Origin of the sequence: Pseudoalteromonas sp. S16_S37, from assembly GCF_014694405.1 — a bacterium.
In the GTDB taxonomy this organism is placed as follows: Bacteria; Pseudomonadota; Gammaproteobacteria; order Enterobacterales; family Alteromonadaceae; genus Pseudoalteromonas.
This window is the reverse complement of record NZ_JAAUWV010000019.1, coordinates 34,021-59,987: the sequence shown is the minus strand read 5'-3', so window position 1 is coordinate 59,987 and position 25,967 is coordinate 34,021. Positions and strand designations below refer to the sequence as shown.

The following is a 25,967-nucleotide window of genomic DNA, read 5'->3' as shown; positions in this document are numbered from 1 at the left end:
ATCAACTATTAAGACGCGGCAAAGCGTTCGATTAAAAACTCAATGAGCAAGCGCACCCGATAGGGCATGAGATCTTTACGTGGATAAACAAGCCAAGTAGCACCATCGTTTACCTGAAAAGGCGCCAAAATGTACTCTAACTCTCCTTGCTCAACATACGGCTGAACAATATCTTTAGCTAGATGCGCCACTCCTAACCCAGCAAGGCAAGCATTGATCAGCGCAAATGAGTTGTTGCTTCGCCAATTTCCCGATACTTTGATTTCTTCAATCTGCTCGCAAATCATAAATCGCCAGCGCCCTTGTGTGGCCGATAGGCAGTTATGTTGGTGTAATTCGTATGGATGGCGAATGCTACCATGGATGCTTTGGTAATCCTTACTAACGACCCAGGTCATGGGCCGAGCACACAATTTACGGGCGATTAAATTTGAGTCTTGCAGTAAGCCAAACCTGATTGCTAAGTCAAAGCCCTCTTCAACTAAATCAACATTTCGGTTATTAAAATCAATCTCTATACTCACTTCTGGATATAGTTTTAGGAAATCTGCGATTTGAGGCGCTACTTGATTAGCTACAAACTCGCCTGCAGCAGCAATCCTTATTTGCCCTTTAGGGGTATTTTGCACCCCTTGTACTAGGTTCGTTGCATCAACTAGCTCTTGCTGAATTGCTTTAAGCTTGCTGGCATACTGGCGACCCGCATCGGTTAAGTTTTGTGTGCGCGTGGTGCGCTGAATAAGCGTTGTTCCTAAACGCTTTTCTAATTGTTGAATCTGTCGACTAACATACGACGTAGAGGTTTCCAGTTTATTGGCTGCTTTGCTAAAGCTCCCCTGTTCCACAACCGCCAGAAACACCTCAAGGCCTTGCCAGACAATCATAAGTTTCAAACCTTGGTTCACAATAATCTAATTATAATTGCTTTATTGTTGCTCTGAAGCAAAAGTTATTTTTGTTTTGAGTGTGTTTGTTACGTGTATGTTTGACTAGACTAGTAACCATCTCAAGGGCAGGGAATAACCTGTCATCGTATCGCTATTAGCAAATTTATGGAGCACAGCATGCTAAATTTCAGCTTTGTTAACCCAACTCAAATACACTTTGGTCAAGGGCAGATATCCAGTTTAACTTCTAACATTCCTCAAGGCGCTAAAGTGCTGGTTGTTTATGGCGGTGGTAGTATTAAAAAAAATAGCGTTTATGAACAAGTTTGTGAGGCGTTAAACATGCACTCTTGGGGCGAGTTTGCAGGAATTGAGCCCAATCCAAGTTATCAAACTTGTATGCGGGCCGTTGAGATGATCAAGCAAAATGGTTACGACTATATCCTTGCTGTGGGCGGGGGATCAGTGATTGATGGCTGTAAATTTATCGCTGCTGCCGCATTATTTGATGGTGAACCGTGGGATATTCTTGCCAAAGGTGCAGAGGTAAAATCGGCATTGCCATTAGGTGTTGCTCTGACGTTACCTGCTACTGGGTCTGAATCAAATAGTTTTAGTGTGGTATCGAATAAAGAAACCAATGACAAATTGCCATTTGCAACGCCGTTAGTACAGCCGAAATTTGCGGTGCTAGACCCTGATGTGATGAAGACGCTTCCTGAACGTCAGCTAGCCAATGGTGTGGTTGATGCGTTCGTACACACCATGGAGCAATATCTGACTTACCCTGTTAATGCCAAGGTGCAAGATCGCTTTGCCGAGGGATTATTGCTCACTTTGATGGAGGAAGGCCCGAAAATTTTTGATAAAGATGTGTCTTACGATGTACGCGCAAATGTGATGTGGTCGGCGACGATGGCGCTCAATGGCTTAATAGGTGCTGGCGTGCCTCAAGATTGGGGAACGCATATGATTGGGCATGAGCTCACTGCTGTATACGGGCTTGATCATGCGCAAACTTTGGCTATTGTGCTACCAAGAATGATGGAAGAGCAAAAAGAAGCGAAGCGAGAGAAAATACTCCAGTATGCGCAGCGAGTGTTGGCTTTGGATATCACTAATCCTGAAGAAGCAATTGCACAAGCAATTGAAAAGACAGAAACGTTTTTTCACCGAGTTAAAATGCCAACACGTTTAAGTGATTATGGGTTGGGCGAAGAAGTTGCTGATAAAATTGTGGCACAACTTGAGCGTCATGGCATGACGGCGCTTGGGGAGCATCAGGCTGTTACCTTGGAGAAAAGCCGCCAGATCCTCACACGTAGTATTTGAGAGTAACTGCTTGGCGTGAACAAAGTTTGCGCCAAGGATTGCAGCACGCCATTTTAAAACGTCATCCTCTATGTATAAATTTGAATTTAGCCAACGCCTTTGGCCTGCCTTTCAAGGGGATATTTGATATGGTTGGCATCATAGTTATTAAATTAAGCATAATGGCGGAGAATATAAATGATAAAGGTATGGGATGGATTCATCCGTGGCTTTCACTGGCTTTTGGTTATCGGGATTGCTGTTCTATATGTGAGCGCAGAAGAGGGTTGGTTAGATTTGCATTTTGTGACTGGTTACCTTGTTTTAGCGCTCATGTTAACTCGACTAATTTGGGGCGTTATTGGTAGCGACACCGCTAAGCTTTCTTCTCTTATACATTCTCCAAAAGCGGCATTATTAGCCATACGCAATAGCGATCAAAATGTTGGCCACAATCCAGCTGGAAGCTACATGGTACTACTGTTTTTTGTGCTTATAGTGGTGCAACTACTGAGTGGTTTAATGAGTACGGATGATATTTTAGTAGAGGGGCCGTTAGTTGCTTATGTCCCGAGCGCTTGGAGTGAAATAGCCTCTGAATTACATCATGAAAATTTTGAAATATTGCTGTTTGCAATAGCTTTACATCTATTGGCAATAATTACCTACCGCTTAAAAGGAAAGAATTTAGCCAAAACACTTTTGACGGGTAAAGAACATAATATTGTGCAAAAGCCTAGGATGGTACCTGGCAAATGGGCTTATTTGATCTTTATTATACTGTCTGTATTAATAATGAGCATTTGGGGGGTGCAACCGCTAAATGCACTAATTAACTGATAGCAGCAAAGGCCTAAATTGATAACATTTAGGCCTTTTCTAACATTAATCTTTAAAGGATTTGTGGCAGTCTTTACAGCCTTTTGCCCAGTTTTGAAAAGCTGGCCCTATTACGGCCTTATCACCAGAACGAGCTGCTACCGCAAGTTCCTGTGCATATTGTGCGAACATTTGAGCTTTTTTATCAAAAGTTTCTCTATCTGACCATACTGCAGGTAATGCATCTGTGTCACCCTTGTCAGAGCCTGCAATAAACGCTTCCCAAGGTATTGTTGATAATTGCGCTGCATTATTTGCTCTTTGTTCAAAGCGTTTTGCATCGAATGGTACTTTACCCTTGAGCATGTCGCCCATATCACCAATTTGATAGCGTATTAACTGAAATGCCGCTTTGCGGTATTCAATCGCATCTTCATTTGATTCAAATAAACTACTCGCATTTGCATTTAAGCCTGCTAGAGCTAATGCAATTATTGCTAACTTTCTCACGTACTTACTCCATTAAAGATTATCTTAGTCTGTCAGTGTTGCGGAAAACGACTATCGAGGCAAGCACAATGAGGTGGGTTTTATGGACATAGTTCTTTTCGGTACTTCGAATCATAGTTTTATTACATTTCTTGTGTGCGTTTACTTTTTTTTACATTAAATTATATTTAATAAACAATTGCTTATGTGTATTAAATGTTGGTTTGTGAATTAAGACCTGCTTTTATGTCTCATCTATGTTGCTTGTTCCTGTGTGTTTACATTATATTAATTGTCCACTCGATTTTAAAAAAATAATAGCAACACATAGTAAACAACAAGTCCTAGGGGAAAACATGTCTAATATGATCAAAAAGACTGCGATTGCAGCGGCGGTAGGTGGTGTGATCCTATCAGCTAGTGTGTCTGCACAAACAGCTCAACTAGTAAACAAATATGCTGGCTTTCAAGCAGATAAAGTAAACGTTAGTGATGTTCAAAAGCAAAAACCGGTTTCATATTTAGTTGTTTTGAAAGCAACTTCTTCAGCTGACTTATTTGCTAAAGGCACCTATCAGGCTGGTGACACGAGAGCAACAATTGCACAAATCGAACGAATTCAAAACGCTGTTAGCTTAGAGCTAAGTAATATCGACATTAATGCAAAAGTAATTGGCCGCACAAAAGTTTTGGCTCCTACATTAATTATCGAAGCGTCAGAGAAGACAGTTGAAAAGTTAAAAAATGACCCTCGTGTATCTAAAGTGTTACCAATGTTTGACTCAGAGTTACACATTGAAGAATCTTCTGACTACGTTAAAGCAACCCCGATTAGAACTGCAGGCGTAGCAACGGGTATGGGCCAAAAAGTAGCGGTACTTGATACTGGTATCGATTATACACACGCTATTTTCGGCGGTGCAGGCACAGTTGAAGCTTATCAAGCGGCTCAAGAAGACCCAACAAGCGTTTCATGGCCACAAGGCCAAGTGAAGGGTGGTTACGACTATATGCGTAACGATGCCGATCCAATTGAGAATGATCCGTCAATTGGTCCTGCAGAAGGTGACCCAACAAGCCACGGTACTTCAGTTTCTCACTCTGTAACTGGTATCGCGCCAGATGTTGAACTTTATGTTTACTCTGTATGTGGTGGCGGTTGTCCTGGTGCAGCACAAGCGGCAGCTTTAGAAGCAGCAATGGACCCTAATGGTGATGGTGATATCAGCGACCGTGTTGATGTAATCAATATGTCATTAGGTGGTGAGTATGGTGATACTTACACACAAAGTGGTACTCAATACCTAATTCAGCGCGCTGTTGACCTAGGTGTTAACATGGTCATCTCTGCAGGTAATGACGGTGATAACCCATTCCGCATCGGTGGCCCAAGTACAACGCCAAATGCACTATCTGTAGGTGCAATGACTCACCCAACTATTCCTGAACCAATTGCTTCAGGTACTGTGGCTGGTTCTGAAACGATCATTCAAGGTGCAAGCTTTGGCCCTCAAGGCGCATTTGAAATGACAAGTGACATTGCGCCATTAGTTTACCCAGATGCAAATCAAAACGGTTGTGAAGCATTCGCTGATGATGTTGATTTTACGGGTAAGGCTGTTCTTATTGACCGTGGTGCGTGTGCGTTCGTAGACAAAGTTCTGAATGCACAAGCAAAAGGTGCTACGTTTGTACTTATCGCAAACAACAACAACGATGGTTCTCCAGCGCCAATGGGTGGTAGTTCAGATAAAGTAACGATCCGCTCTGTAGGTATTAACTTTGAAGCGGGTGCTGCATTAAAAGAGCAATTAGCGTCAGGTGCGGCAACGTACAGCGTTAAAGTTGAAATGAAAAACTTAGCCGGTGCTGTTGCTGACTTCTCATCTCGCGGCCCTTCGATGGATGGCTTATTGAAGCCAGAAATTACAGCGCCTGGTACAAATATCATGGTAGCGGCGACGGGTACTCAAAATGGTCTAGCTCCAGCAACAGGTACATCATTCTCAGGCCCTATGACCGCAGGTGCAGTTGCACTAGTAAGAGAAGCATTACCTGAGCGCAATGCATACGAAATTAAAGCAACGTTAATGAATACGGCGAACTTAAACGTAACAAACGAAGCGTTGACAGTTAACCCTGATAGTGAACTAGCGCCTATCAGTATGATTGGTGCTGGCTTAGTAGATGTTGAAAAAGCAGTTAATTCTCCGGTTGCTGCTTGGGTTCATCAAGAGCAATATGACACGAACCAAGCTGCATTATCATTTGGCCTAGTGCATGTAGAAGGCACTGCAGAGTATACTAAAACAGTTACTTTGAAAAACTTCTCTGCACAGGAAAGAACATATAATCTACGTACTGAAGCTCGTTACGCAAATGATGCTGCAACAGGCGCAATCAGCTGGAATATGCCAGAATCAGTAACAGTACCTGCAGGTCAAACAATTGAGTTTGATGTAACATTAACAATCGATGCATCGAAACTTCCAGAGTGGAAGTTAGGCAACCCGTTAGATGCCGATGACTTAGCTGCATTTAGTCCAGCACTAACACTAGCAGAGTTTGACGGTGCATTAGTATTTGATGACCCTGCAACTGAAGGCGATCATGACTTACACTTGGTTTACCATGTACTTCCAAAAGCTGCACAGGGTATTGAAGTAGGTTATGAATTAGTTGACGGTAAGGTGATGGTAACTGTTACAAATAACGGTGCAAAAGAATTCACACCTATGACTGAACAACTCGTTGCACAGCGTGCAGCGATGTCAAAAGAAGACAAATCTACTAACCTAGTTGCAACTACTTTCAACGTATATGAAAACGAAGGTTGTGCGTCAGGTTTATGGTTCACGTCTTCATTAGTATTACGCGACGCACTTGCTCATCAACGTCAAGTTGGTGGTTATGAAACTCGTCTAGATGTTGATGGTGACGGTACTCACGATTACTTACTAGCTCAGTACAGCGATGTAGGTCGTAGCGCGTCAATCCCAGGGCGTACGCGTACTGCGATTGCTCCTTTAGTAGATGGCACACCGAATTGGGGTCAGGCGTTTGTAACAGCGTTTGCACATGAAGGTGGTTCTAACACAGTAACCTTCACAGGTTGTGCGGAGTGGATCGGTTTGGGTTCTGACAATCTAGGTCAAGATATCGCGTTTGAGTCTAAAGTTGGCTTTGGTTATGACTTAGGTTTGTATACAGCTGATTATGATGACCAACTTTCTGGTACTGCTAAGTTTGCTACATCAAATGCTAAGTTGGTAAATGCATCAGGTGAAGCAGTTGAAAAGCTTGCACCAGGCGCGAAAGCATATGTAACTGCTGATGCACCGTTTGCACTTACTAGTGCAGATTTATCGGGTGTGGTTGCGCCGATGACAGATGCGGTATTAAACAACCCTATGCCATTTGATGCACCTGTACTTAACGGTGTTGAAGTAAGCGTTGCTGAAAACACTGCGACTGGTACAGTTATCGCTACACTTGCGGCCGAAGAAGTTGAAAACACACTAGATGTTTCTGAGTTCTACCTTAAGTCTTCAACACATGCTGGTTTATCTGTAAATGCAGCTGGTGAAATTGTTGTTGCTAACGGGGAGCTTCTAGATTTTGAAGCGGGTAACAACGAAGCAAAATTGATTGTTTCAGCAATCGATGTAATGGGTAATATTTCTGAGCCTGCGGAAGTTATCGTAAATATTACCAATGTGGTAGATACGGCAGCAGAACAGCCGCCTGTTGTTGACGTAACCCCTGAGCCGAAGAAGAGCTCTTCAGGTTCATTAGCATGGTTAGCGCTATTAGCTGCACCATTTGCTGCACTACGTCGTCGCAAGCAAAAATAAGTGTAACACTTAAACTAAAAACGCCAGTCATATGACTGGCGTTTTTGTTTTTAAAATCAATTGTTTTTACTTCCAAACAACCTTATCAACAATATTCGGCTCTTCGCCTATAAGTGTTTTTACTACTTGATTTTGCTCATCGAGTAAAATCAGTCTAGGAATGCCGGCATTGGCATATTGACTGTAAATCTCGCGCTCAGGGTCCGCAACTAAAGCAAATGGCAGCTGGTATTCTTCGTTAAATTTAGCCATAGATTCATTGTTTTCATTGCGACCAATAGCAATGATCTGTAGATTCGGATCATTAATAAGAGGGGACGCTTTGAGTTCTTTCAGTGTTCGTTGTGAGTCACTACACCAAGTTGCGAATAAAATTACTAGCTTACGTTTATCTCCCAGCTCAATATTATCGCCATTTATAGTGGTGAAAGCGTTGTGCTTAAAGTTGTCACCGACAGTAATGTAAGTCTCATAATTTTTTGGCGGCTGGCTATCAGCCTGAACGGTGGCACAACCCGAGATATTCAGTAACAAAGCTGATGCAAATATTAAGTGATTAACCTTTTTTATCATTATTATCTTCCTTTTGAGTGGCAAAGTGAGTGTTAGAGAATACCCTATTTTTATGTGTATGAGATAAATTATGTGGCTATATCAAGGCTTATTCCTATCCGCGCTGAGCTCAGCAACACTCCTGCCTGGTTCATCAGAAGTGCTACTGTCAGGGTTGGCCATATCAGAAAACGCAAATCTGCTTATGTTGTGGTTAATTGCAACGTTAGGGAATGTTGTGGGAAGTTGTATTAACTATTGGTTAGGGTGCAATGTGATGCATTTTAAGGATAGGCGATGGTTTCCTGTCTCACAGCGTCAGTTAGAGAAAGCACAACTGCAGTATACACGTTTTGGCAGTGCTAGTTTATTGTTTGCATGGGTGCCCATTATTGGCGATCCGCTGACGGTGTTTGCGGGTGTATTCAAAATGAAAAAGCGCTTATTTGTGCCGCTTGTATCTCTTGGCAAAGGGCTGCGGTACGCAATGGTAATTGCGTTAGCGGTAGAAGTAGAGCAGCTATTTTAGCTGCTCATTGACGCCAATCTAGTGTGAGTGACACTGAATCTGCAAATCGCAATGCATGTGGCTTATCCACCCTTACCTTAGCGTAAGTTACAGACGGGTGGCGGTGACACTCAGTTAAAATATCTGCCACTAACTTTTCTAACAGCAGAAAATGGCCGTCCTCAACGAGTTTTATCACGGCTTTTGTGACTGTTTTATAATTGAGCGCGTGCTCGACCTCATCATGATTGACGCAAGCGGTATCTGCGGGGTAATGGATCTCAATATTAACCACAACGTCTTGCTTTTTTTCACGCTCTTCTGGGTTAAAGCCAATATAAGTACGTAATCGTAAATTAGTGACATTAATGATAGCGTTTTGCATAGGCTATCCTTAGTTTTTTACCAGCTGCATAAACTCATTGCGGGTTTTTGGGTCTTCACGAAAGTTACCCAACATCACAGAGGTGCGCATTTTTGAGTTTTGTTTTTCTACACCGCGCATCATCATACACATGTGTTTTGCTTCAACAATAACACCAACGCCCTTAGCGCCAGTGACTTGCTCAACCGCTTTTGCAATTTGATGTGTTAACTGCTCTTGGATTTGGAATCGGCGTGCGTACATATCAACAATACGAGCAAACTTTGAAAGTCCAAGTACTTTACCGTTAGGGATATAGGCAATATGACAACGACCAACGAACGGCAGAAGGTGGTGCTCACACATTGAGTACAATTCAATGTCTTGTACCAATACCATATCATCTGCATCGGATGTAAATACCGCATTGTTAGTAATTTCTTCGAGTGTTTCGCGATAACCTTTGGTTAAGTACTCCATCGCTTTGGCTGCGCGTTTAGGTGTCTCTAGTAACCCTTCACGATTCCCATCCTCTCCAACTGCGGCAATGATTTGTTTATAACTGTCTTTTAAATTGTCGTGCATAATGATCTCTGCTTATTTAAGGTGACGACCGCCATCGACTGGGATTGTGCGCCCAGTGATATAGTCGCTGTTGAGCAGTAGCTCAACGCTATTAATTATTTCCTTGCAGCCTGGTTCTATTCCCATAAGTGATTTTTGTAACGTCTTTTCTTTATACTCAGGGGTGTCATGTTGATTGAAAATGATCAGACTAGGCGCAATTGAGTTAACTTTAATTTTCGGTGCGAACTTAGTCGCAAAAGAGCGAGTAAGGTTATCTAAGGCGGCTTTGCTGGCTGCATAAGCGATGTGTTTTGGGCTACCCGTTTCAACCACATAATCCGTTAAATGAATAATGTCTGTCGTCAGCGGTGAAGCCAAAAGTAGATCGGCTAGTGCTAAGTTTAGTTGGTAGGGCACTTTGGCGTGAACTCGCATCATATTATCAAACAAACTATCAAAGTCTGGGTTATTTGCTTCGCAGTCCCAACTAGATGCATTGTGGATAACAGCGCGCAGTGAGCCGTAGTGAGCACGCAGTGTATATTGTAACTGTTCAACAGCTTGAGCGTTATCAAAATCGACATTGATGCAATGCACACCGCTTTGTTCTAACTCATCAATAACGCTATGTCTGGTGCGATAGGTAATAACCACTGGTTGGCCAGTTGCTACAAAATGTTGTGCTATTGCCAAGCCGATACGTTGGCCAGCGCCAGTGATTAAAATCGGTGCCGTCATTAAAAACTCTTATCCTCTGAAAAATATCAATAAGTTAACTATAACGTAATTTTTACGTCATGTTACGAATTGTCGATCACTTCAATGCAAGATGATTCTTAGTTTGCTTAGCTTATTTGTTAAATGTGCAACACACTACATGGTGTTTTCCTGCCGTGTGTTGCATCAATATTAAAGGTGAGGTGGGCCTTAGCGGTTAAACGTCATAAACAGTGGGTATTGGCTGACGTTTGTGTTGGGTGCGCTCGTAAATCGCAATGAGCTTTTCTTCTACCTCAGGTGCAACATCTCTACCTTCTAAGAAATCATCTATTTGGTCATAACTGAGACCAAGTGCTTCTTCATCTGTTAGGCCTGGTCTGTCGCATTCTAAATCAGCTGTCGGTGCTTTGGTGACTAATTCAACAGGGGCATTTAAATGTGCTGCTAAGCTGCGAACTTGACGTTTAGACAAGCCAAATAAAGGGGCTAAATCACACGCACCGTCACCAAATTTGGTATAAAAACCGGTGATATTTTCTGCGCTATGATCAGTGCCAACAACTAAGCCTTGGGTTAACCCCGCTATTTCGTACTGGGCCACCATGCGCTGGCGGGCTTTTACATTGCCTTTTATAAAGTCAACTGATGTTGGAGCAGGTATAGATAATTGTGCTGTATGCATTGCCTGCATCGCTTGTTCATGCATCGCATCAACGGCAGGTTTTATATTTACCGTAATACGGTGAGAGGGCTTAATAAAGTCTAGAGCGAGCTGTGCTTCATCTTCGTCAGCTTGCACACCATAAGGTAAACGCATAGCAATAAACTGATATTGGTCAGTATCATGCTCTGCATTAAGCTCATCGACGGCTAGTTGACACAATCTGCCACAGGTTGATGAATCAACACCACCACTTATGCCTAACACTAAGGTTCGACAGTGCGAAGAAACTAAGCGTTGTTTAATAAAGTTAATTCTACGAGTGATTTCAAAAGCCACATCAATTTGTGGCTGTACTTGCATTTCTGCGAGTATCGCTTGGCGCATTTTATGCTCCTCATTGCCAATGCTATTTGGGGCTATTATGTTGTGATTGGCAACTAATTTAAAGTCCCAGATGCTGTTTGATGGCAAGCAATTCTTTTTTCAGTTGCTCTATCTCTATCAGTAGTGCGTCTAGTTCTGAGCTTTCTATCTTTTGGGAAGGGGAAGTTGGCGCCGCTGAATAATGCTCGGCGTCTTGAAATAGGTGCACATAGCGGCTCTCTCGTTTACCAGGCTCTCGAGCAAGTTTTTTTACAAAACCTTCTGTTTGTAGTGTTTCAAGCGCGTCTTCCACTTCACTAACTTGCGAAAAATTCGCTAATCTTGCACTACGAGTCCGTAACTCCCCTGGTGTTTGTGCGCCTCTTAGCAGTAGCAGACAAATAATGGCTCTTTGTTGTTCGCTAAATTGCAGTCGACTAAATTCAGTATTGCAAAATCGATGGTCGTATTTGTTAACCCTTCCTGAGAAGCCTTCATCTATGGTGACAACATGCTTAGATTTTAGGGACTCAATTGCGTCTAACACCTCTGACTCCGTAAGGTTCATCACCGGATCGCGATTGGATTTTTGATTACAAGCATTGGTTAAAGCGTTCAAAGATAGTGGGTAATGTTCTGCAGTGGTTGTTTGTTTTTCTAGCAGACAGCCAACAATACGCTGTTCAACTTCATTTAATTCCATAGTCACACTCACGATATTTTTTTATCACTGTACGCTATTGGCAACGTTTTGTTTAGTCTCATTTTGCCAGTATCTAAGTTTCTCTTCTAACTCATCTACTTTGATTGGTTTAGATATATAATCGTCCATTCCAGCGGCAATGCATTTTTGCTTGTCTCCTTGCATAGCGTTTGCAGTCAGAGCAATAATCGGCGTATGTTTATGCTGAGCGCCCGCTCCACCACTGCGTATTAAATTAGTTACTTGATAGCCATCAAGCTCTGGCATTAGGCAGTCCATCAAGATGATATCGTAAGGTTCATCCCGCGTTTTCAAGTGATCCGCTGCTTGCAAGCCGTCATCGGTGCAGTGTGCATGAATGCCAAATCCACTTAGCATTTTTAAGGCAACGGTTTGGTTAATCTTATTGTCTTCAACTAGCAATACTTCTAAGTGACTGAGATCTAAGTGAGTATTTTCAGTATGAGCAGAATTGTTTTGATACAATTGACACAGTTTAAGCATATCTGCAGGTGTGAGTGGCCTCAGTAGCGTTAAATCAGGAACTAAAGGGTTAAATTCTGTTTTGGTCACCAGTCTATCTCCCAGCACCGCAAAGCCCCCTTTAGACAGCTGGTGTAGCTGATGTAGTTGCTTAAGTTGTTTGTTAGATATCTTCAATATTTGCTCATAGGCAATAATTAAAGCTGGATCTGTTAATAATTTATCCTCAATATATTCAATTGCTTGTGCAACAGAGTCTGTATGGATTAACGGCATTCCCCAACTGTCGAACAAATAGTGTTTTTGCGCTTCTTGTTTTAATAGCGGGTCTACAATGATCAATGCGTCACAGTTAAACTCAAGGGGTGATAAAGGCTGTGGTTCATAAAGTTCAATATAAAAGCTGAAAGTGCTGCCTACATCAACTTTACTATAGGCATTCAAACTGCCACCTAATAGCTCACACAATTGACGCGCAATAGTTAATCCTAAACCTGTACCGCCAAACCTTCTGGTGGTCGAAACATCGGCTTGTGTAAATGAATCAAAAATTTTACTCAGCTGAGATTTGCCAATTCCCACGCCCGTATCTTCAACATTGCACCACAGGCGAGTGTGTTGAGCTTGTTGTTCCGTGTAACAAGTCAGCGTAACTGTGCCATTTTCAGTAAATTTAATGGCATTGCTCAGTAAGTTATTAAGTACTTGCTTCAACCGATTTGGGTCTGTTTTGGCGCATTGTACTTTTAGTTCATGTGTATCCAGAATCAATCTAGTATGTTGCTCTTGCGCTTTGGGAGCAAAATTACTAATGCTATCGCTGATAACTTTGACTAAATCGCACTCAATAAGCTCAACCTGCAGCTTACCCGCTTCGATTTTTGAAAAATCTAATATGTCATTAATAATACTGAGTAATGATTCTGCTGAGTTCTGTGCTAGTTGTAAATGATGCAACTGCGAGGGAGACAAATCGGAGTTGGTGACAATTTGCAGCATACCCAATACGCCGTTGAGCGGCGTACGTATTTCATGACTCATACTTGCCAAAAACTCTGCTTTCATTTTTGCAGATTGCTGTGCAAGTTCTTTTTCCATTACTGCTTGTTGTCTAGCTTGGCGCTGCTCTTTGCTTGCAAATAAGCTACCTAGGGTCGCAGCGACGGCTTTAATTAACTTTTCATCGGTAGTATCCCACACCAAATGTGGATGCTTATATTCAGCACAAAGTAAGCCAATGGTGTGCCCTTTATAGGAAATGCTACACCCTAATATGGCATTCACTTCATAAGGGCTTAAATAGTTATCCTTTAAGTCCCGGGTACATGGGTGAGTGTGAGCAAAGTTTGCAAAAATCAATTCTTGCTTAAAAACAGCCGCGAAGAGTTCGGGTAGCTGTTTTTTTCGCCATGGTGGAAAGTGTTGTAAGTCTTCTTCACGAGTATTACTAAAAGCAGTGGGGATCAACTGTGAGCCATCTGCGTTGAGTAACCAAACACTGGCACGTTGCGCCCCTAGGCCCTCACATATCACTCGAATCGCAATATTTTGAGCCGGCTCTAATTTCAAATTTAATACGGCTTCGTGACTACTTAGTCGAGCCAGCAATTCATTGTTTTTAGCAACTTTATTGTGCTCAATTTCTAGGCACTTACGTGCGTGGATGTTTTGCACTGAGCCATATAGTTGACTGGTAAAATTGCCATGTCTAACAGCTCGACCTTTAACCATAAGCCAGCGCTCATTGCCTTTTGCTGTTTTTATTAGCATTTCCTGTTCAAAATCTATGCCCTTTTTAATTGCATTATCAAAGGTTTCTTGCATTAATCTGCGGTGTGCGCCTGCGACAAAAAACTCGGTGGTAGCAATCCATGAAGGCTGATAGTTGGCGGGGACTTCAAAGATTTCTTTGGTCACTTCAGACCAGGAAATATTCCTAGTTTTTAAATTGATAGTCCACGCACCTACTTCAGCTAAAGCGCCCATGCTACTGAGTGAGTGGGCATTATCTTGTAGCTGCTTTAATAGGCGGTTAAAAAATACAAACGCCCCGATGAATAGCAAGATAATTGTCGCCAAAGCAAGGCGAAAAGGCCAAATGGTTGCACTTTGTGGTTGCCACCCACCTCTGGGGTAGACGTACAGTGTCCAATGCCCACCAGCAACATTAATACTCAGTGATAGAGGTTGCTCAAGTACAATGCTGCTGTCGCCGTAAAAAAATTCACCTTGTTGATCTAAATGCTCGCGCCCTTGGATAGCAACATTAAAGTTGTTTTTTAAATCTTCTAAGCGCGCCATCGTAAATAACTTTTGTATATCTATGACGACGGAGAGCAAACCCCAAAACTCAGTTTGTTTATTCATAACAGGCACTCTTGCAATAAGAGCTTGCCCTCCTTGCAGCAAATCTAAAGGACCTGCAAGTACAATCTCTCCAGAGTTTCTCGCTTCGATTGCTTCAATACTTTGCGTCGGGTGGGTGAGGTAATTAAGCCCCAGTGCTTTTTCATTACCTTCAAGAGGGTAAACAAATTGCAAAACCATATCCGGTGCAGCACCTATATTTTTAAGTACACCACTGGATCTAAATAGTGGCTCTGCTATCCGTTCAAACGATGCCTGCGTGAGTTGCTGTTCTTGCGCAACAGCAATGGCGAGTCCCCTGACAAGTTGGATATTCGTTGCAAGGATACCTTCGATTTGAGTTCTATATACGTTGACTGTTTCATAGGCTCTGCTTTTTTCTTCTTGTACTAGCCGATTGTAATTTACTGTATCAACGTAACCGCCAAAGGCAACAATCGCACCAAGTAGCAGCCAAAAGCTGATTTTGATGGATTGCGTCTTCCTTGGTGCATTCGACAAATTTGCAAACATTACTTATCGAGAGTTATTGAGCGTTTGTTAACTATAGACTACTGTGCGTTTTATAAACAGCTATGTTCTACAATAAAAATGACCAAAGATGATGCAGTTGACTGTTGAGAGTCTGGTTTTATTAGAACTTGGACGAGACATGAAATTTGTTGATATTGAATACAGTAACTCGTTATCTGTTAAATGTCACAAATGATTGCTTACATTACGAACTTATAAATAATTGAGAGAGAAAAGGATATGCTTAAGTTACTCAAGTGGCTACTGGCGTTTGTCATTGTTTCATGTTTACTGTTCACTGCAACACTATACGGTGTACTCTCGTTAAGCTTGCCGCTGTTAGATGGTAAGCAAATGAGTAACGCAGTGAGTAAGAAGGTTGTTATCAACCGTGATGCTCTGGGTCAGGCTGTCATTCATGCAGATAATCGCCAAGATGCTGCCTATGGGTTGGGGTATGCGCATGGGCAGGACCGATTTTTTCAGATGGATTTATTAAGACGCAGTGCAGCGGGGGAACTCAGTGAACTATTTGGTGATGCAGCCATCAGTTTAGATGAGCGAATGCGTTTTCATCAGTTTAGACAGCGCAGTGAGCACATTGTTATGCAGTTACCACTACAACATAGGCTGGCTTTGCAAGCATACGCAAAAGGGGTTAATGAAGGGCGCGCACAGCTGGGTTTTGAGAGCTTTGAATATTTGCTAACGGGTGCCCCTCAATTGCCGTGGCGGCCAGAGGATAGTGTGCTTGTTATCTTTGCGATGTATTTAGACTTACAGGCAGGCAACTTCGAGCGTGATCAGGCACTTATTCATCTTGAAAGCATATTTGGTGAAAGAATGCGTTTGTTTTTAACGCAACCGAGCCAGTATCAAGCAGCTTTAGATGGCTCAACTATACAGATGCCGAAAGTGCCGCCTCCTGAACTTGACGATGTGGCTGTACAGGCGCAAGTCAACCCTATTGCCTCGAAGCCTCATTTTGGCAGCAATAACTGGGCTGTTACTGGGCAATTAACAACAACGAATAAAGCCATGCTCTCTGATGATATGCATTTAGGCTTGAATGTGCCTGCCATTTGGTACCGTGCTCAACTTAATTATTCTGATCAAGGGCAAGCATGGCAAGTTACGGGGGTATCACTCCCTGGGGCACCTTCAATTGTGGTAGGCAGTAACAATCACATCGCTTGGGGCTTCACCAATGGATACTTAGATACCGCAGACTGGGTTGAACTTGATGAGCGCGCTAAAACTTGGCTGGTTACAGAGCAAATAGCGTTGCCTGAAGGTCGCTTTCATCAATACGAGTTGACGATGAGTGAGTTTGGTCCGGTCAAACGTTTTAACGGCAAAAGTTACGCATTAAGCTGGGTTGCACATCAGCTCTATGCGGTTAACCTAAACTTATTGGAACTAGAGCGCTCAACAACAGTAGCTGAGACGATGCAGTTAGCCCCTGAAGTTGGGATCCCGGTACAAAATTTAATGGTTGTTGACGCTCAAGGTAGTGCTGGCTGGCAGCCCATGGGCGCTATTCCTGCGCGTACTAACCCTACCAATACGGCTATCAAGCTAAGTGAGTATTCGCCGCAGTGGCAAAACAATGAAACTATAAGGCCGAGTGTAGTAAACCCTCAAGAGCAAAGATTGTGGACTGCAAATGCACGGGTTGTGTCCGTCACTGAACACCAGCGTTTCGGTGATGGTGGATATGCATTGGGAGCGAGGGCTCAACAGATCAGAGATAGGCTCAATGAGAAATCGCAGTTTACTGAGCAAGACTTCAATCAGTTGCAACAAGACAACGAAGCGCGCTTTCTAATGCCATGGCATACACACTTAACTCAATTATTAAGTGGTGCATCACAAGAGCAAGCGCTCTTTGGTGAAGACTTACAACACCTACAAAATTGGCAAGGGTGCGCGTGTGCAAACTCAGTAGGTTATACGCTCGTTAGGCGTTTTAGAAGCGCATTGATTAATGAGATATTTGCGCCAATAGAGGATAAATTGCAGGCGCAAGGCAGCTCGCTTAGTGATATTAAGAACTATCTTGAACCTGCACTTTGGCAATTGCTAAACGACCAACCACGCAGCTGGTTAAATGGTCATGACAGTTGGCAAAGCTTGCAGCTTAAAGCGTACGAGCAAGCAAAAGCTGAGCTTAAAAAAGAATATGGTGCTGATATGAATGCATGGCAATGGGGAGAGGTGAATGCGTTACGAGTGCAACATCCGTTTAGTCAACAGTTGCCAATATTAAGTGGATTGCTGGATATGCCCAAAGTAAGCGCATTTGGCGATACTTTTATGCCCGCTGTACAAAAGTCGGATTTTGGCGCATCACAACGTTTTATTGCACAACCAGGCGCGTTAGAAAACGCGATAATGACCATTGCTGGTGGCCAAAGTGGTCATCCGTTATCTACTTTTTATCGGGCGGGGTTTAATGAGTATGCGCAAGGTAAAGCCACCCCTTTGCTCCCAGGAGAGGCCGTACATCAGCTGGTGATTGTGCCTAGCCCATAACTATTGTTTAGTGAACTTGAGGGGCGACAGAAATGGTATTTCGCCCTTTGTGTTTACTTTTATAAAGCGCTATATCTGCTTGTTTTAACACCTCTTCAAAATCGCAGTGTGCTTGCCATGTGGCAAGTCCAAAGCTCATTGTTACTTGCAGCGCACCTTTATCAAAATTCATCGCTTCGATTGACTGGCGTATTAACTCCAAGCGTTTTTGTGCACTCGGTTGTGAACAATTAGGGAGCACCAGCAAAAACTCCTCTCCCCCCCAGCGCACAGCGATATCTGCGCTATTTAAGTGTTGACTCAAGCACTGCGCAACTCGCCCAATGACTTCATCACCAACCTCATGGCCATAGAGGTCGTTGACCTGCTTGAAATGGTCGATATCAGCCATGACAACACATATAGGTTGCTGTTGTTTGACGCAGCTTTTGTATGCTTGCTGAATTAAGCCATGAGCATAGCGGCGATTAAAAAGATGAGTTAGAGAGTCTTGAGCCGCTAAAGTTTCTAAGTCGCGTTGCTGATCAATGGTTATTTCTCTGATCAAGCCGATGGTATAAATCATAGGGATACCGCAAACCACAACATTGAGAAAGTGCAAGTATGGGGCAAGCGTCTGGTAATCAATTAATGTTAACGGTATCTTGAACAATGTGTAGGTTAACGCAAAAATAACAATAATGGCGGTGCACCAGATCACCGCCTGTTTTAGCTTTAGTTGGGTGTCAAGAAGTAGCAAACATGAAGCGGCCCAAAGATAAAACTGGAAGCCATAATCATTACCAATTACGGCGCACACTAATACTGAGTGAATGGTTACTTCTAAGCTAAAAATACGCAAAGCCAGTGATTGTTGACTTCTCTCTAATAGTTTGATGCCAAACCACCACGTAATGACACTCAACACATTGAAAACCGCGAGCAACTCAACCTGCGCGTACCAAAACGCAAAAATCAAGCAGGCGTGTAGTCCCATGCAGTACCAAGCAACCTGCTTAAGCAAGTGATTCTTTAATTGTTCCACTTCATTGGGCTGTTGGTGTGGATGCTCCAAATATGCCCCCTTATGTTTCTTTCTTCGTTTGCTCGTGGCAAAAACGTTTTAAAAGACAATACTGATAACAGTATAGATGGTTCTGACCTGTTTTCGTGGTGTTGTGTTAATAGGCACGAACAATGCCTAATCAAGTATACATACCGACGAAAGTGTTTTTATTCACCAGCTATGACTGGCACTCGCATAACCACGATGATAATGTAAACTTTTCAAAGGCCTATAAATTCTTACTTGCTGACTGTTATTTATCCAGAGCTTTGGTTATGTAGTAAGCATTTATCACTTAACTGGTTGTTATGTTGGAGGGAGTATGTCGATAGAAAAAGCACGTATTACGCTGTGCAATATCAACAAAGAAGATTATCCACAAATTAAAACTCTGATGGATGAGGCATACCCGGACCTCGGCGGCGCGTGGCCGAGCCACACGATATTTAGATTGATAGATCAGTTTCCTGAAGGGCAAATAGGCATTTTAGATGATGGTCGTTTAGTGGGTTTAGCACTGAGTGTGCAAGTTGATTATCAACGTTTTTCTAACCCGCACACTTACGATGAAATTGTGGATGCTCATAACCGAGTGTTTAGTGATAGTAACGGTGATGCGCTCTATGGCCTCGATGTGGTAATAGCAAAAAGTCATCGTGGTATGCGTTTAGGTCGACGTCTTTATGATGCAAGGAAAGAGCTGTGTCGACAGTATAACTTGCGGGCGATTTTAGCAGGGGGCCGTATTCCTCGCTACAGCAATCACTGCGACGAAATGACGCCAATGGAATACATCGATAAAGTAGATCATAAAGAAATTTATGACCCTATTTTAAGCTTTCAGTTAGCCAACGACTTTCAAGTAAAGCGTTTACTAAAGCAGTATTTACCTGAGGATGAAGACTCAGAAGGGTACGCAACATTGTTAGAGTGGAACAACATTTTGTTCCAACCAACCGACACGGTCATCGCAACGAAAAAAACCATTGTGCGAGTTGGTGCCGTGCAATGGCAGATGCGTGAAGTAGAGTCGGTTGCAGAGCTGATGCGCCAAGTTGAGTATTTTGTTGATACGGTGTCGGAATACCAAAGTGACTTTATTATTTTCCCTGAGTTTTTTAATGCGCCTTTAATGGGGTTGCAAGAGCACCGTAACCAAACCGAAGCAATTCGTTATTTAGCTGAGTACACTGAGCAGTTTAGAGATGCCATGTCGACCATGGCCATTGAGTACAATGCCAATATTGTCACAGGCTCCATGCCGTTAATGGAGGGTGATAAAATATATAATGTCAGTTATTTATGTCACCGCAGCGGCAAAATTGATGAGCAGCGTAAAATTCATATTACCCCGCATGAAGCGTATGACTGGGTAATTGAAGGAGGCGATGAGATTGGTGTATTTGAAACCGATGCAGGACGCGTGGGCATCCAGATCTGTTACGATGTGGAGTTTCCTGAGCTTAGCCGCATTATGGCGCGCCGTGGCCTTGATATCTTGTTCGTTCCTTTTTGGACTGATACTAAAAACAGCTACCTGCGGGTGCGACATTGTGCACAAGCAAGAGCGGTTGAAAATGAATGTTATGTTGTTATCGCAGGTAGCGTAGGCAACCTGCCACAAGTAGACTCACTCGATGTGCAGTATGCGCAATCTGCGGTTTTAACGCCTTCAGACTTTGCCTTTCCGCACGATGCGGCATTAAATGAAGCTACTCCGAATACTGAAATGTTACTGTTTAGCGACTTAGACCTTGATAAGCTCAAGCTACTACACAGTGAAGGCACAGTTCGTAACTTAAAAGACCGACGCACTGACTTGTACCAAGTGATACTTAAGCAAAAAAACTAGCTTAACATCACCAATGCAGCGGCAATGCCGATAAGTAGCAGGCCAATATTGTCGCTTTTTTTAATTGGTTGCTTAAGCCATAACACCGCGATAAGCATCGTAAAGAAAACCTCTATTTGACCCAGCGTTTTAACATAAGCTACATGCTGTAAGCTCATTGCGCTGAACCAGCCGACGGAGCCTATAAAACTAGTCAGGCTGATGGCGCTTAGCAGGTTGCGTTTTTGCCAAAGGACCTGCCAAGTCTGTCTTTCTTTGATACTAAGATACAGGCTCAGAATCACAGTTTGTGTGAATAAAACCAGCAGCAGCACCCATGCGGCACTGTGTAAAAAGGGCAGTCCAGTTGCTAAGCTAGCTTCTCTTACCCATAAAGAAGTGAGCGCAAATGCGCTACCGCAGGCGATGCCAAGTAAAGCCGTTTTGGGCGCAAATCGCTTTACGCTAAAACCACTGAGCATCAGCACGGCAATTGCGCCAATAGCAACCCCAAACCAACCCGTCACAGATAAAGACGAACCAAAAAGTGCCATGCCCAATATGGCGGCCATCAGCGCTTCGCTTTTGGCTAAGCCGGCACCCACGGCATAGTTGTTTTGCTTAAATAATAACACCATTAGCCCAGTAGCCACGATTTGCATGATGCTGGCACTGAGTACATAGGCCATAAGTGAGGCATTGACGGTTAATGGGGGGACATGTTGATATTGGTACAAACACAGTAGATAAATTGTTGCCAGTGGCACCGCTAACAAAAATCGCGCAAGCGTCACACCTGCAACACTGGCCGACTGGCTTAATTGGCTTTGCAGCGCATTACGCCATGCTTGAGAGAATGCTGCCAATATTGTGAATGCTATCCAAGCCATTGCTTATCCAAATTATTTTTTGCAGAGTTTAACAATACAGAGGCTAAGCGGCTAACGCATTTTTCTCATAAAGGGGTGCTGTGCTTGCTTGAGTGCGACAATCTGTCGCAGTGCATTAGTGAGCCCCTGAGCATATACTTTAACTTGATGCTACACAATTTAGCCGCCTTTCAATTTAAGGCGGCTTTTTTATTTGGCTCATGCTAAGGTGGGTTTTTAAGAACAAAAAACATGCAAGGACTTGGTATGACAACGATTTTAATTTGTGCGCTCATCGCTGTAATTTTGCCGTATTTGGCCAAAGCCCCCGTAGCCATCGCGATGAACCGTCTTGGTGGATACGACAATCAACACCCAAGGGCTCAGCAAGCTCAATTAACAGGTTTTGGTGCAAGAGCGCTGGCTGCGCATCAAAATTGTTTTGAATCGTTAACGGTATTTGCAGTGGCTGTTGCCGTTGTACTTGGCACGAATACAGTTGGCTCAACGGTGCAGTATCTTGCAATCGGCCATATTGTGGCGCGTATTCTGTACTGTGTGTTTTATTATCTCAATTTGCACATTTTTCGTTCGTTGATCTGGGCGGTAGGCTTGGGGTGTGCGATTGCCATGATTGCGGTGAGTTTATAATGCAAAGGCCAGTAACATAACTTGAGCACTGGCCTTAAAATTATTCATTTAATTAAGCGAGTGGTTATTAATGTGCCACTTTAATACGCTCATGCTGTACTTTGGTTTTAGTCGATTCAGATAACTCTCCTAGAGCATAATCGAGTTGCACCACATGATGCTCAGCGGTATCCGATGCGCTAGTGTATTGCCATTGACGCAGTGCTGTAATGGCACTTTGTTCAAACACCGCTTGGGGCTGTGCGTCGATCACTTCGATGTTGTTAGTGTGACCGCGCCCGTCAATGGTAAATTGTAAGGTGACATACCCTGAAATACCTGCGTTGGCAGCCTCTGCAGGGTACTTGGGCTCTATGCGCATAACTGGATGCGGTTTTCCTTCATGTTTATGCGCTTGCACGTCGTTTGGCTTTGCAAGTGCCATTGCACTGAGTGAACCGCACGCTAAAGCGATCACCAAACATTTGGCACCCATGGATGCGCCAGATAACTTTTGTAAATGTATCAATCTTTGTTTCATAGTGCTCTTATCTCCGTAGTAGCTATATGCTAAGGCGCTATTGCCGGCATTCTGTGCGCAACTTATCAGTGCTTTTGCATACATTAACTGTTGATGTGTTGATTTTTGTTGTAGTACTTTTTCGTCACACGCCAGTTCTTGGGCGCGACGAAAACTTTGGTAGCCCAACCACGCAATGGGGTTAAACCAGCAAGCGATGCATAACAGGATGAGCGCCATGTTTGCAACATTGTCGAAGCGGTGAATATGGGTGTTTTCGTGCTCGAGTAATAGCTTGAAAGTTTCGTGGTCAAACTGTTTGTCATAGTCGCTGGGCAACACAACAATCGGCTTCCATAAACCTATCACCATGGGGGTGCTTAATTGTGAGCTGACAAAAAGCGGCTGATCAAAATGGCTGTTTTTGACGGCTTTAATATTGAGAGCACGGCTAAATTTGTAATGCTGCCACCAAAGCATTAGCAGCAGCAACACAGTGATGACGCTATACACTGCGGTTGCACTAAATTGCCAAACTGCTGTGCGTTGTTGCAATTGTGGTGTTACCCGAAAATAGCTGATTGCATTATTGGTAATCGGCTTTAACTCACTGGGTAAGTTTAACGCGATGATACTCAGTGGCACTAACCACCATAAGCTATAAATCAAACGGGCACTTAACCTCTCTGTGGCGTACTTTTGCAACAGCACTAACGTGATCATGAGGGCACTTAACACCATTTGCATATTGGGATTTAACAGCCACTCTAAATATGGATATAGCATGTTACTTTCCTTGTTTTTGTTCCCACTGTTTGATGATCTGTTTTAACTCATCGATATCTTGTTGAGACAGCTGCTCAGTTTTGGCAAAGCCGCTTACGAGCGGAGCTATTCGACCTCTAAAAAAGCGCTCTATAAAGCTTTGGCTTTCTTTTAATGTGTATGCCTCACGGCCAATCATAGGGGTGTAAATGTACTCGCGCCCTTGTTTTTCAAAACTCACCGCTTGCTTTTTTACAAGGCGACTGACCAGCGTTTTGATGGTTTTTTCATGCCATTGTGTATCGTCACTTAAGCGCTGAATAATATCGCTGGCTTTAGCTGGGTGGCCTTGCCAGAGCGCTTCCATTACCGCAAATTCAGCTTTTGAAAGTTCAATCATAGTTATTGCCTACAAATGTAATCTATAAGTTTAAGATTACACCTGTAATCAATTCTGTCAAGCACGTTTTTAAGCAAATTTCAGCGCGGCTATATTGATGTGTTGATATTGGTTTTCTTGTAACGTGTCGGGAAGTGTGAAGTTAGCGATGCGCACCCGATAAAGATCTATCACTTTGTAGCCACACTGCTTTGCCATTTTACGAATTTGCCTGTTGAGCCCTTGTTTAAGCACAATCTTAAAGTGCGTGGCATCTAATAAGCTCACTTGGCAGGGTAAGGTTATTTGCCCATCAACAGGCACACCCGATGCCATTTTTTGACAAAATTCAGCGTCTAGCGGTCGGTCAACTTTAACCCAATATTCTTTTTCAACATGGTGATCTGGATGGATAAGACGTTGGCACAATTCACCGTCGTTTGTAAGTAGTAACAAACCTCTTGAATCTTTGTCTAAGCGACCAATTGGATATACTCGCTCTGATGTTGGCAAGTGATGCAGGAGGCTACTGGGGTCGTCAGGCTTTAATTTACAATCTATGCCAACAGGTTTGTTATAGGCATAGAGTACCTTGACCGCAGGACCACATACTTTTTTACCCAGCACGATTATCTCGTCTTGTTCACTGACATGATCAATATGATTAGCAGGGCGGCCATTCACTATGACGTCACCTGAGTCAATCAAGCGAGATGCTTGTCGGCGGGAGCATACTCCGGCATGGCCAAGGTATTTAGCAAGGCGTGTAGACATAATCAGGACTCAACCGTTATAAAGGTGGAAACCTAACATATTTTTGTTGAATAGAAATACTAATTTAGTCAATTATAAGACAGCCCAAAATTAGGGCTGTCTGTGCTTTATCTTAGTACTTACGTACTTCAAGGCTTACAGCAAAACCATCAAAATCATAGGCATCATCATCTGTAGCAAGTGAAGTCCAGCCACCACCTTGAGATGCCCAAGGTGTAAATGTTGCAGAACCTTCTTCTCTGCCGCGGTCGTCAGCAACTTTCAAACCGATACGGAAGTCTCTTAAAGATACATATTCTTGCCAATTTCTAGTTTCAATGCGGATTTTGAATGCATCAGGGTCATAACCATCGCTGTCCAAAGCAAAGCCAGACCAACCACCGCCTTCACTCGCCCATGGGGTATATTGCCAGTAGCCATATCCACCACGGCCACTATTATCAGCGGCCCTGATTGCAAGTCTGAAGTCTTTGTTTACTGGTGTATTTCTTAAAATAGACAGGTGGAGCTTAAGTGCATCTGGATCATATGCGTCTCTGTCAACGACCCAGTTAGTCTCTGTGCTAGAACCTGAAGAAAGATATTGCGTGTATTCAACTCGACCTGCATCGCGACCACGGTCGTCAAAAGCTTGTAGGCCAATTCTAAAGTCATAGTTTACGCCTGTACCGCTTGGTGCATACATTTCTGGTTCTGCCACAGCATAACTACTGGCTACGATGGCAAGCGCCGTTACTAGTGTTTTCATTTTAATATCCTTATAAAAAAATGTTTGTTTTGCAATTAATTTGCAAATGAAACATTATCATTTGTGTTTTTATTGGGTAAATATATTAAGTGTTAAAAAGTGTATAGCTTAAACATTGGCACTTCTTATGAACGGTCACTTTCAGAGACTCTAAATTTAAAAATTCACAAAAAATTTGTTTGCATTATGTTTTCTGTGCGTTAACCTTTGTGCCGGTTTTGTAACCTAAATTAAAAAGGAAATTTAAAATGAAAAAACTATTATTGTTACCTGTTCTGGCATTTGCATCACTTACTACTCAAGCTGCACAGATTGAATTTGTGAATGAGTTAAGTATGCAAGAAGCTCAAACTATTAGAGAAAACTTATCAAGTGAGCAGCTATACGCATTTGATAACGCTATCAATAGCCAAGCTAAAATGGCAATTCTTTACAAAGATAGAGATTACGGTAGTGAATACCGTATCGTTATCGACAATACAAGCAACTTCCGTGATATCGGTTTTAACGATACAGTTTCTTCTATCAAAGTTCTTAATTCACCGGGTGTTATTCTTTTCCGTGACAGGGATTATGGTGGTGACTACCGTATTGTGTTAGGTCAAGAAAGCAATTTCGTTAACATTGGCTTTAATGACGCGACTTCTTCAATGAAGTTTTTCTAATATCAATATCAAATAGCTTGATATTTTGACGTAAAAGGCAGG

23 protein-coding genes are annotated in these 25,967 nt (G+C 42.9%); 8 read left to right on the top strand and 15 right to left on the bottom strand.

Translation table 11 applies throughout. The annotated features are described in order from the left end of the window. Positions 1-8: 8 nt before the first annotated feature. Positions 9-884 carry a LysR family transcriptional regulator gene (locus HC733_RS10540; RefSeq protein WP_190365006.1) on the bottom strand — a complete coding sequence of 292 codons (876 nt, stop codon included), beginning with the start codon at positions 882-884 and terminating at the stop codon, positions 9-11. A gap of 180 nt (positions 885-1,064) precedes the next feature. Here HC733_RS10540 and HC733_RS10535 point away from each other — a divergent pair, with 180 nt between their 5' ends. Then, the gene (locus tag HC733_RS10535) at positions 1,065-2,219 is read left to right on the top strand and encodes an iron-containing alcohol dehydrogenase (protein WP_190365005.1); all 1,155 of its coding nucleotides are present in this window, start codon (positions 1,065-1,067) and stop codon (positions 2,217-2,219) included. 177 nt (positions 2,220-2,396) lie between these two features. Then, positions 2,397-3,038, top strand: a complete 642-nt coding sequence (locus tag HC733_RS10530) for a cytochrome b/b6 domain-containing protein (protein WP_190365004.1) — start codon at positions 2,397-2,399, stop codon at positions 3,036-3,038. 45 nt (positions 3,039-3,083) lie between these two features. On the opposite strand, the gene HC733_RS10525 is transcribed toward HC733_RS10530, so the two are convergent. Beyond that, the gene (locus HC733_RS10525; protein WP_446727638.1) at positions 3,084-3,512 is read right to left on the bottom strand and encodes a c-type cytochrome; all 429 of its coding nucleotides are present in this window, start codon (positions 3,510-3,512) and stop codon (positions 3,084-3,086) included. Positions 3,513-3,862: 350 nt separating this feature from the next. Between HC733_RS10525 and HC733_RS10520 the strand changes: the two genes are divergently transcribed. Continuing rightward, positions 3,863-7,360, top strand: a complete 3,498-nt coding sequence (locus HC733_RS10520) for a S8 family serine peptidase (protein WP_190365002.1) — start codon at positions 3,863-3,865, stop codon at positions 7,358-7,360. Between the two features lie 66 nt (positions 7,361-7,426). On the opposite strand, the gene HC733_RS10515 is transcribed toward HC733_RS10520, so the two are convergent. Next, positions 7,427-7,933 carry a TlpA family protein disulfide reductase gene (locus HC733_RS10515; protein WP_190365001.1) on the bottom strand — a complete coding sequence of 169 codons (507 nt, stop codon included), beginning with the start codon at positions 7,931-7,933 and terminating at the stop codon, positions 7,427-7,429. Positions 7,934-8,003: 70 nt separating this feature from the next. Between HC733_RS10515 and HC733_RS10510 the strand changes: the two genes are divergently transcribed. Further along, on the top strand, positions 8,004-8,441 hold the full coding sequence (locus HC733_RS10510; protein ID WP_190365000.1) for a YqaA family protein: 438 nt from the start codon (positions 8,004-8,006) through the stop codon (positions 8,439-8,441). A gap of 4 nt (positions 8,442-8,445) precedes the next feature. Here the strand turns inward: HC733_RS10510 and folX are convergent, their stop codons facing one another. The 6 genes from folX to HC733_RS10480 all read right to left on the bottom strand — a co-directional run bounded on the left by folX (position 8,446) and on the right by HC733_RS10480 (position 15,164). After that, complete coding sequence (gene folX, locus HC733_RS10505; RefSeq protein WP_190364999.1) at positions 8,446-8,805, bottom strand: dihydroneopterin triphosphate 2'-epimerase; 360 nt, start codon at positions 8,803-8,805, stop codon at positions 8,446-8,448. Positions 8,806-8,814: 9 nt separating this feature from the next. Further along, on the bottom strand, positions 8,815-9,369 hold the full coding sequence (gene folE / locus HC733_RS10500; RefSeq protein WP_190364998.1) for a GTP cyclohydrolase I FolE: 555 nt from the start codon (positions 9,367-9,369) through the stop codon (positions 8,815-8,817). Between the two features lie 12 nt (positions 9,370-9,381). After that, positions 9,382-10,089, bottom strand: a complete 708-nt coding sequence (folM, locus tag HC733_RS10495; RefSeq protein ID WP_190364997.1) for a dihydromonapterin reductase — start codon at positions 10,087-10,089, stop codon at positions 9,382-9,384. Positions 10,090-10,285: 196 nt separating this feature from the next. Beyond that, entirely contained in the window at positions 10,286-11,119 is an 834-nt protein-coding gene (gene nadE, locus HC733_RS10490; RefSeq protein WP_190364996.1) for an ammonia-dependent NAD(+) synthetase, read from the bottom strand. 58 nt (positions 11,120-11,177) lie between these two features. After that, positions 11,178-11,801: a YceH family protein gene (locus HC733_RS10485; protein ID WP_190364995.1), complete on the bottom strand. Its 624-nt coding sequence runs from the start codon at positions 11,799-11,801 to the stop codon at positions 11,178-11,180. A gap of 24 nt (positions 11,802-11,825) precedes the next feature. After that, entirely contained in the window at positions 11,826-15,164 is a 3,339-nt protein-coding gene (locus HC733_RS10480) for an ATP-binding protein (RefSeq protein WP_190364994.1), read from the bottom strand. Between the two features lie 240 nt (positions 15,165-15,404). Between HC733_RS10480 and HC733_RS10475 the strand changes: the two genes are divergently transcribed. Continuing rightward, positions 15,405-17,699 carry a penicillin acylase family protein gene (locus HC733_RS10475; protein ID WP_190364993.1) on the top strand — a complete coding sequence of 765 codons (2,295 nt, stop codon included), beginning with the start codon at positions 15,405-15,407 and terminating at the stop codon, positions 17,697-17,699. A gap of 7 nt (positions 17,700-17,706) precedes the next feature. Here HC733_RS10475 and HC733_RS10470 read toward each other — a convergent pair whose 3' ends face one another. After that, the gene (locus HC733_RS10470) at positions 17,707-18,753 is read right to left on the bottom strand and encodes a GGDEF domain-containing protein (protein WP_238937522.1); all 1,047 of its coding nucleotides are present in this window, start codon (positions 18,751-18,753) and stop codon (positions 17,707-17,709) included. A gap of 313 nt (positions 18,754-19,066) precedes the next feature. Between HC733_RS10470 and HC733_RS10465 the strand changes: the two genes are divergently transcribed. After that, positions 19,067-20,596: a carbon-nitrogen hydrolase family protein gene (locus tag HC733_RS10465; RefSeq protein WP_190364992.1), complete on the top strand. Its 1,530-nt coding sequence runs from the start codon at positions 19,067-19,069 to the stop codon at positions 20,594-20,596. On the opposite strand, the gene HC733_RS10460 is transcribed toward HC733_RS10465, so the two are convergent. Next, positions 20,593-21,465 carry a DMT family transporter gene (locus tag HC733_RS10460; protein ID WP_190364991.1) on the bottom strand — a complete coding sequence of 291 codons (873 nt, stop codon included), beginning with the start codon at positions 21,463-21,465 and terminating at the stop codon, positions 20,593-20,595. The genes HC733_RS10465 and HC733_RS10460 overlap by 4 nt on opposite strands. A gap of 246 nt (positions 21,466-21,711) precedes the next feature. Here HC733_RS10460 and HC733_RS10455 point away from each other — a divergent pair, with 246 nt between their 5' ends. Then, a complete protein-coding gene (locus HC733_RS10455) occupies positions 21,712-22,095 on the top strand; it encodes an MAPEG family protein (RefSeq protein ID WP_171628035.1) in 384 nt (127 codons plus the stop codon). A gap of 67 nt (positions 22,096-22,162) precedes the next feature. Here the strand turns inward: HC733_RS10455 and HC733_RS10450 are convergent, their stop codons facing one another. The 4 genes from HC733_RS10450 to HC733_RS10435 all read right to left on the bottom strand — a co-directional run bounded on the left by HC733_RS10450 (position 22,163) and on the right by HC733_RS10435 (position 25,260). Further along, complete coding sequence (locus tag HC733_RS10450; RefSeq protein WP_190364990.1) at positions 22,163-23,380, bottom strand: TonB family protein; 1,218 nt, start codon at positions 23,378-23,380, stop codon at positions 22,163-22,165. A gap of 1 nt (position 23,381) precedes the next feature. Then, a complete protein-coding gene (locus HC733_RS10445; RefSeq protein ID WP_190364989.1) occupies positions 23,382-23,759 on the bottom strand; it encodes a BlaI/MecI/CopY family transcriptional regulator in 378 nt (125 codons plus the stop codon). A 69-nt stretch (positions 23,760-23,828) separates the two neighbouring features. Beyond that, complete coding sequence (locus tag HC733_RS10440) at positions 23,829-24,512, bottom strand: pseudouridine synthase (RefSeq protein WP_190364988.1); 684 nt, start codon at positions 24,510-24,512, stop codon at positions 23,829-23,831. 112 nt (positions 24,513-24,624) lie between these two features. Continuing rightward, complete coding sequence (locus HC733_RS10435) at positions 24,625-25,260, bottom strand: hypothetical protein (RefSeq protein ID WP_194710034.1); 636 nt, start codon at positions 25,258-25,260, stop codon at positions 24,625-24,627. A 248-nt stretch (positions 25,261-25,508) separates the two neighbouring features. Here HC733_RS10435 and HC733_RS10430 point away from each other — a divergent pair, with 248 nt between their 5' ends. Next, on the top strand, positions 25,509-25,925 hold the full coding sequence (locus tag HC733_RS10430) for a hypothetical protein (RefSeq protein ID WP_190364987.1): 417 nt from the start codon (positions 25,509-25,511) through the stop codon (positions 25,923-25,925). The last annotated feature ends 42 nt before the right edge of the window (positions 25,926-25,967 follow it).

Coding starts and splice junctions, on each gene's coding strand:
- HC733_RS10430 (WP_190364987.1), top strand. CDS start 25,509: ATGAAAAAACTATTATTGTTACCTGTTCTGGCATTTGCATCACTTACT.
- HC733_RS10480 (WP_190364994.1), bottom strand. CDS start 15,164: ATGTTTGCAAATTTGTCGAATGCACCAAGGAAGACGCAATCCATCAAA.
- HC733_RS10465 (WP_190364992.1), top strand. CDS start 19,067: ATGTCGATAGAAAAAGCACGTATTACGCTGTGCAATATCAACAAAGAA.
- HC733_RS10530 (WP_190365004.1), top strand. CDS start 2,397: ATGATAAAGGTATGGGATGGATTCATCCGTGGCTTTCACTGGCTTTTG.
- folM (WP_190364997.1), bottom strand. CDS start 10,089: ATGACGGCACCGATTTTAATCACTGGCGCTGGCCAACGTATCGGCTTG.
- HC733_RS10450 (WP_190364990.1), bottom strand. CDS start 23,380: ATGCTATATCCATATTTAGAGTGGCTGTTAAATCCCAATATGCAAATG.
- HC733_RS10435 (WP_194710034.1), bottom strand. CDS start 25,260: ATGAAAACACTAGTAACGGCGCTTGCCATCGTAGCCAGTAGTTATGCT.
- folE (WP_190364998.1), bottom strand. CDS start 9,369: ATGCACGACAATTTAAAAGACAGTTATAAACAAATCATTGCCGCAGTT.
- HC733_RS10455 (WP_171628035.1), top strand. CDS start 21,712: ATGACAACGATTTTAATTTGTGCGCTCATCGCTGTAATTTTGCCGTAT.
- HC733_RS10535 (WP_190365005.1), top strand. CDS start 1,065: ATGCTAAATTTCAGCTTTGTTAACCCAACTCAAATACACTTTGGTCAA.
- HC733_RS10510 (WP_190365000.1), top strand. CDS start 8,004: ATGTGGCTATATCAAGGCTTATTCCTATCCGCGCTGAGCTCAGCAACA.
- nadE (WP_190364996.1), bottom strand. CDS start 11,119: ATGCGCCAAGCGATACTCGCAGAAATGCAAGTACAGCCACAAATTGAT.
- HC733_RS10475 (WP_190364993.1), top strand. CDS start 15,405: ATGCTTAAGTTACTCAAGTGGCTACTGGCGTTTGTCATTGTTTCATGT.
- HC733_RS10485 (WP_190364995.1), bottom strand. CDS start 11,801: ATGGAATTAAATGAAGTTGAACAGCGTATTGTTGGCTGTCTGCTAGAA.
- HC733_RS10460 (WP_190364991.1), bottom strand. CDS start 21,465: ATGGCTTGGATAGCATTCACAATATTGGCAGCATTCTCTCAAGCATGG.
- HC733_RS10515 (WP_190365001.1), bottom strand. CDS start 7,933: ATGATAAAAAAGGTTAATCACTTAATATTTGCATCAGCTTTGTTACTG.
- HC733_RS10520 (WP_190365002.1), top strand. CDS start 3,863: ATGTCTAATATGATCAAAAAGACTGCGATTGCAGCGGCGGTAGGTGGT.
- HC733_RS10540 (WP_190365006.1), bottom strand. CDS start 884: ATGATTGTCTGGCAAGGCCTTGAGGTGTTTCTGGCGGTTGTGGAACAG.
- HC733_RS10445 (WP_190364989.1), bottom strand. CDS start 23,759: ATGATTGAACTTTCAAAAGCTGAATTTGCGGTAATGGAAGCGCTCTGG.
- HC733_RS10440 (WP_190364988.1), bottom strand. CDS start 24,512: ATGTCTACACGCCTTGCTAAATACCTTGGCCATGCCGGAGTATGCTCC.
- folX (WP_190364999.1), bottom strand. CDS start 8,805: ATGCAAAACGCTATCATTAATGTCACTAATTTACGATTACGTACTTAT.